The 4,199-nt window shown below is 45.5% G+C and carries 4 protein-coding genes and 1 tRNA gene; 4 read left to right on the forward strand and 1 reads right to left on the reverse strand.

Translation table 11 applies throughout. The features are described 5' to 3' along the window. From AB4653_RS21830 to AB4653_RS21845, 4 genes are all read left to right on the forward strand, one after another. Positions 1-577, forward strand: a 577-nt coding sequence (locus AB4653_RS21830) for a transcriptional regulator (RefSeq protein WP_372105340.1), incomplete at its 5' end; no start/stop codon positions are given. 23 nt (positions 578-600) lie between these two features. Further along, a complete protein-coding gene (locus AB4653_RS21835) occupies positions 601-984 on the forward strand; it encodes a RidA family protein (protein WP_009846290.1) in 384 nt (127 codons plus the stop codon). Between the two features lie 37 nt (positions 985-1,021). Then, positions 1,022-2,428, forward strand: a complete 1,407-nt coding sequence (locus AB4653_RS21840; protein ID WP_009846289.1) for a cation:dicarboxylate symporter family transporter — start codon at positions 1,022-1,024, stop codon at positions 2,426-2,428. Positions 2,429-2,505: 77 nt separating this feature from the next. Beyond that, complete coding sequence (locus tag AB4653_RS21845; protein WP_009846288.1) at positions 2,506-3,828, forward strand: CoA-disulfide reductase; 1,323 nt, start codon at positions 2,506-2,508, stop codon at positions 3,826-3,828. A gap of 198 nt (positions 3,829-4,026) precedes the next feature. Here the strand turns inward: AB4653_RS21845 and AB4653_RS21850 are convergent. Then, a tRNA-Ser gene (locus AB4653_RS21850) sits at positions 4,027-4,117 on the reverse strand. Between the last annotated feature and the right edge of the window lie 82 nt (positions 4,118-4,199).

Raw genomic sequence — 4,199 nt, forward strand, 5'->3', positions numbered from 1 at the left:
TCGTCCTTACTGCGAAGTGGTTATCCATTCATTTGAAAGCTTAGAAAACTCAGTCGTGAAGATCGTCAATGGTCATCATACGGGTCGTGAAATTGGGTCACCAATCACCGATTTAGGTTTACGCATGTGGAGCACATTCGAGAAAACTGGCGAAGTTTCTCCGAAAAGCTATTTCACCAACTCAGCAGATGGTTCCCTACTTAAATCGACCACCTGTGTACTGGCTGGTCCACAACAAAAGCCGATTGGTATGCTGTGTATCAACATGAACTTATCTTTCCCATTTCCAGAAATCGTCAAGACGCTGATGCCGCAGTGCAATGTGCCACAAACCATTGTCAGTGAGACCTTCAGTAACAATGCAAATGATGTGATTCAGCAAGCATTGAGTTCAGCCATTAACGAGGTTGACCAAGACGAGTCGGTTTCCTGCAAAGGTCGTAATAAAGCCATCATCCGTTGCTTATTTGATAACGGCGTATTTGAGCTAAAAGAGACGACTACACAAGTATCAGAGCAACTTGGGATCAGCCGACAGGCGGTTTACAAGTTTATCCGTGAATTTAAATCAGAATAAAACCAATAATTAGGAGTTACATCGTGAAACAGATCATTGCCACTGAACAAGCACCTGCAGCTATCGGCCCTTACTCACAAGGTACGTCTTACGGCGACATGGTTTATACATCAGGTCAATTACCTCTCGTTCCAGAAACCATGCAGTTTGTTGAGGGCGGCATCAAAGAGCAGGCTCGTCAGTCTCTGGAAAACTTAAAAGCTGTATTAGAAGCGAGTAATGCGGGACTGGACACAGTGCTTAAGACAACCTGCTTCCTATCAGACATGGAGAACTTCGTTGCCTTTAACGAAGTGTATACAGAGGTGTTTGGTACAGAGAACGCACCTGCTCGCTCTTGTGTTGAAGCAGCACGACTACCAAAAGACGCACTGGTTGAAATTGAAGCCATCGCATACAAAAAATAACCGACTTAGGTATTAATGGGTATCATAGGAGATTCTCATGAGCGTTTCATTTATTGGATTAAGCATACTGTTCTTTGGGTTCTACGCACTGCTGTCGAACTTCAAAAAGCAAAAGAAAAGTTTTAACTTCCGCGTACTGAGTGCGCTTGCTGCTGGCTTACTGTTCGGTGGCGCAATTCAACTTGTTTTCGGTGTCGGCAACGTTGCGACATCTGGCTTTGCTGAACTGATTTCGGTGTTCGGTAAAGGCTACATCAAACTTCTACAAATGATCGTTATCCCACTTGTGTTTGTGGCGATGATCTCTTCGATCATGAACGTTGAAGGCGGCGGTGCGCTATCTCGAATCGCACCAAAAATCATCGGTATTCTACTTTTCACTTGTGCTATCTCAGCGGCCGTTGGTATCGCAAGTATTTACCTATTTGGTATCGATGCGAACGCGCTAGTAAGCACAATCGGCACAAACAGTGCGATTGAAGCTCGCGGTGATTCACTGGTCGCAACACAAGATGCGATGGCGAGCAGCGGTCTGTCTGGTATGGCTCTGTCTATCATTCCAACCAACATCTTCGACATGCTAACGGGCTCTCAACGTACTTCTACGCTATCAACTGTACTGTTCGGTATGTTCCTTGGTTACTGCATCCTTCAAGTGAAAAACCGTAAGCCTGAGAAAGTGCAAAACTTCGTTGATTTCATCAACTCTGCAAAAGAAGTAGTGCTTTCAATGGTTCGTGAAATCCTGAAGCTAACGCCTTACGGTGTATTCGCTCTGATGACCACGTTCATGATGACAAACGACCTGTTCGCACTTGCAGAGATGGGCCGCTTCCTTCTAGCAAGCTACGTAGCAATTGGCGTTATGTTCGGCATCCACTTCGTGATGGTGTCAATGTTCGGCCTTTCTCCTGCCAAGTTCATGAAGAAAATCTGGCCAGTACTCGTGTTCGGTTTCGGGTCTCGTTCAAGCATGGCAGCTATCCCACTAAACGTTGAAACACAAACTCAGCGCCTAGGTGTAGACGAAGAAACAGCAAACATGTCAGCGACATTCGGTACTAGTATCGGTCAAAACGGTTGTGCCGGTATCTACCCAGCAATGCTAGCAATCATGGCGGCACAGGTCATGGGCATGCCTGTAGACTTGAGCTTTATCCTACAACTGATAGCTGTTATCGCGATTGCTTCATTCGGTATCGCAGGTGTTGGTGGCGGTGCAACGTTCGCAGCAGTAGCGGTACTCACCATCATGGGTCTAGACATCACAGTAGTCGCGATTTTAGTGTCTATTGAAGCACTAATTGACATGGCTCGTACAGCGCTGAACATCTCAGGCTCTATGTTGTCAGGCGTTCTTACAGCGAAGAAGAATGGCTCATTGGATACTGAACAATACGACGCTGACGTTACAGCGACAGTATCAAAAGAAGCAGCAGTATAATTCTCAAACTTAATTAAGAGCACTCCACGTGAGTGCTCTTCTGTTTTTCCTGAGTTCAGGTTATTTAGGTAGTAAATATGAAAGTTGTTGTTATAGGCGGTAGCGCCGCGGGTATGAGTTTCGCAGCAAAATACAAACGTAATCAACCATCAGACGAAGTCATCGTTTTAGATAAGCGTAGCTACATCTCTTTCGGAGCCTGTGGCTTACCTTACTTTGCAGGCGGCATGTTTGATGACACCGAGCGAATGATCTCCCGTACACCAGATCAAGCCATAAAATCAGGCTTAGATGTACGTGTAGAAACAGAAATGGTGTCATTCGACCGCACTGAAAAGCAAATTACGGTACGTCACCAAAATGAAGAAAGCGTCATCGATTACGATATGTTGGTCATTGCAACAGGTGCGCGACCAATCGTTCCACCATTAGGTGAATTCAATCCAGAACACGTATACACACTAACAAGCATGGAAGACGGCTTGGCGGTTAAAGAAGCGCTAAAGGATGTTAACAAGCAACGTGTGTGTGTTATTGGGGCTGGTTTTATCGGCCTGGAAGTATTCGATGCAGCGCACGGCTTAGACAAACACGTGACGATCATCGAACGTGAACAACACATCATGAGCCGTCAGTTCAGCCCAGAAATCATTGAAGTAGTCGAAGGTGCGATTCGTGAATCAGGTGCAGACCTTAAAACAGGGTGCAGCGTGTCTGCAATTCGCGATGCGGAACAAGGTGGTTACATAGTAGAAACCGATAATGGCAACGTAGAAGCCGATGTCGTGATCCTGTCACTCGGTTTCAAACCAAACACGGAAGCATTCGAACTGCCAAAAGCTGCAAACGGCGCTCTGTTGGTAAATGAATATGGTGCTACTGTAGATGCTTACATCCACGCAGTCGGTGACTGTGCCGTTGTCCATCATATGGCACTAGGCAAACCTGTTTATGTTGCTCTAGCAACCACAGCCAATAAGCAAGCGCGTATGATGGCAGACAAGCTAGCAGGTAAAGATACCTACATGTCGGGCTTCTTGGGGTCGTCTTGTTTGAAAGTACTCGATTACGAGCTGGCGTGTACTGGCGTAAATGAACTTCTAGCGAAAGAACATAACTTGGATGTGAAAGTATCGACCATTTCAGATAAGAACCAAACCGATTACTACCCTGGCCAGGAAGACATCAAGGTGAAGTTGGTTTATCACCCAGAAACTAAGGTCCTTTTAGGTGGTGAAATCGTAGGTAAGAAAGGAGCCGTTGGCCGCATCAATGCACTGGCCGTAGCGATCACAGCCAAGATGACTACTCAACAACTAGGCTACATGGATTTCTGTTATGCCCCACCTTTTTCACGTACTTGGGATGCTTTAAACGTGGCGGGTAACGTCGCTAAATAAGCGAGCTGATTGTACAAATTCCAAAGAGTATTCATTGAGACATCAAAGCAGAGCGATTACGCTCTGCTTTTTTAATGCCTTAACTCTACGAACCTTATAACTAGATAATATAACGACTTATCTAGTGTTTTTGAGCTCTCTTTTAGCAAATTCAAGATGTAAAAAAGCCCGCTGATTTCTCAGCGGGCTTTTCAATGGTGGTGGAGGGATAGGGATTTGAACCCTAGAACCGCTATTAACGGTTGCCGGTTTTCAAGACCGGTGCTTTCGACCACTCAGCCATCCCTCCAACAAATTGTCATCAATAGATTAGTACACTACTGATGTTGTTAATTGCTAATGCAAGTAACGTTATTTAAAGCCTGGCGATG

The sequence above is a fragment of the Vibrio sp. 10N.222.48.A3 genome, assembly GCF_041475345.1.
GTDB classification, from domain to species: Bacteria; Pseudomonadota; Gammaproteobacteria; order Enterobacterales; family Vibrionaceae; genus Vibrio; species Vibrio tasmaniensis_A.

What these genes read in the sequence shown, in the direction of transcription:
- AB4653_RS21840 (WP_009846289.1), top strand. Translation starts at nt 1,022, where the DNA reads ATGAGCGTTTCATTTATTGGATTAAGCATACTGTTCTTTGGGTTCTAC.
- AB4653_RS21845 (WP_009846288.1), top strand. Translation starts at nt 2,506, where the DNA reads ATGAAAGTTGTTGTTATAGGCGGTAGCGCCGCGGGTATGAGTTTCGCA.